Origin of the sequence: Anaerococcus porci, from assembly GCF_034090325.1 — a bacterium.
Lineage (GTDB): Bacteria > Bacillota > Clostridia > Tissierellales > Peptoniphilaceae > Anaerococcus > Anaerococcus porci.
This window is the reverse complement of the sequence record NZ_JAXDSU010000076.1, coordinates 1-2078: the sequence shown is the minus strand read 5'-3', so window position 1 is coordinate 2078 and position 2078 is coordinate 1. Positions and strand designations below refer to the sequence as shown.

At 31.3% G+C, this 2078-nt stretch carries 2 protein-coding genes; one reads left to right on the top strand and one right to left on the bottom strand.

Annotated elements, in window-relative coordinates; genetic code table 11:
* The coding region (locus SOR60_RS08390; protein WP_320595679.1) for a helicase C-terminal domain-containing protein at nucleotides 1-351 on the top strand (351 nt) is incomplete at its 5' end.
* Between the two features lie 157 nt (nucleotides 352-508).
* On the opposite strand, the gene SOR60_RS08385 is transcribed toward SOR60_RS08390, so the two are convergent.
* Nucleotides 509-1786: an IS110 family RNA-guided transposase gene (locus SOR60_RS08385; RefSeq protein ID WP_154542237.1), complete on the bottom strand. Its 1278-nt coding sequence runs from the start codon at nucleotides 1784-1786 to the stop codon at nucleotides 509-511.
* Nucleotides 1787-2078: the final 292 nt, after the last annotated feature.

Sequence of the window (2078 nt, the reverse complement as noted above, 5' to 3'; positions counted from 1 at the left end):
GAATCAGGAAATTCTATTATTTCTTTTGATGTTGAAAAAGCAAATAACACTGATGATGATGACGATGCAATGTCCAGTATTCCATTTCAAGTTTCTTATGCTATATCTATTCATAAGGCTCAAGGATTAGAATATGATTCTGTAAAAATAATAATAACTAAAGATTCCGAAGAACGAATAACTCACAATATTTTCTATACCGCAATTACTAGAGCAAAGAAGAAATTAAAAATATATTGGAGTCCAGAAACAGAGCAATATATATTAAATAACTTGGAACATAAAAATACAAATAGAGATGCTAATTTGCTATCAACTATATCTGGAATAAAAATTTTAAATAATAATTAATAAACGCTTAACGCTTATAACTTTAATAGACCAACTAAGGAAGTCAATAGTTATTTTTAAAAATTTTTTAAAATTTTTTCAAGTCACAAAACTTAAAAATGTGCATAGCAAACAAGCCTCATATACTTTCATTTTTTGAGGCAACACTTTTAAAAATTTATGCGACTAACTTACTTTTTTCTCGAATTAGTTTTTGATGTTCTTCGGGTGTTCTTAACTCAAATGATTTTTGGTTTCTGAGAACAGCAAAAATAATTTGAACCATCTTTCGCATAATTGCACACATTACAACTTTGTATGGTTTTTCAGCTATCTTCTTTTCAAAATAAGCTCGCATAACAGGATTTAAATACTCTCGGTTGCGATTTGGATACACATTAGATTTAGCCAGCATATGGAGAATTGAGCGAACATGAGGTGATCCTCTTTTAGAGATTTTATTGTTTTTCCTATTGTATGTTCCACTTTGGGTTACTCCTGGATCCAAGCCAAAGAAAGCAACTAATTCTTTCGGTTTCGAGAAATTGGATATATCTCCAAGCTCTGATAAAACAACACATGCTGTATACTCTCCAACTCCTGGAATACTTTGTAAAAGCACTATTTCTTTATGAAACTTTTCATCTAAAAGTGATAGCCTTTTGATTTCATCATCGATTGCTTTCAAAGCTTCCTGTAAACTGAAAATAACCCTCACAGTTGTTTGAATAAGTACTGCTGAACTAAGGCTTACTATACAAACTTCAATAGATTTTTCAGCAGCTTTCAATAGTTTTTCATATTTTACTTCGGCATAGGAGCTGCTTTTATGTGAATTTTCTTTTATCAGTCGAAGAATATCTTGCTTATTTTCAGGAGATAAGACTTCCTGTATAGTAGGATATTTTTCAAGCAAAGACAAAGGTGTTTTCCCTTGCAAATCCGTAAATAATTTCTTGAAATCTGGAAAGGAAATATCTAAAAAAGCGATTAATCGGTTGATGTGTTCCACAATTTCATCCGTCAATTCTTTATGCTGTCTGCAAAGCTTTTTGATACTGTTAATGGTATCTGAGTGTGTAATTGTTTCGTTGTAATTCTTAATACGATATAGCAACGCTATATTATATGCATCTGTTTTATCTGATTTAATTTTTCGGATATTGATATTTTTCAACGCTCCACTTTGAATCGGATTAATTACAATTACTTCGTAATTATGCTTACGGAAAAAATTAGCTAAAATTTGATGATAGTGTGCAGTAGCTTCCATGATAATTACTGCTCTGTCTTCGTACTCATCTTCTACCTTTTCAAGTACATAGATGAGCGACTTCATACCATTAATATCATTAGAAATTTTAAGTCTTTTGATGATGTCATTATTAGGTGATAGAATACAGATATCACTGAAAGCTTTACTCACATCAATTCCTACAACAATTTTTTCTGACATAATATACCTCCTATAATTTGGGATGCCCTGTTAATCCAAAACCACAACAGGCTCACGAGTTATACAGGTAATCAATAAATGAACCTAACCAACCGAAAAGATGAAAGGCAATGGAATGAGGGTGGAGTCTACCAAATGAGTAATTCCTAAATTGGAAACCCAGCAAGCACATAAAACAATCCCATTTCATCCCTAATATCTATAATTTTATCATAGATGATTAGGTTCATTTTTAAGAACTATGCTTAAAGCTGTTCTTATACTATTAGTATATGAGCAAGCACAGTAAGTG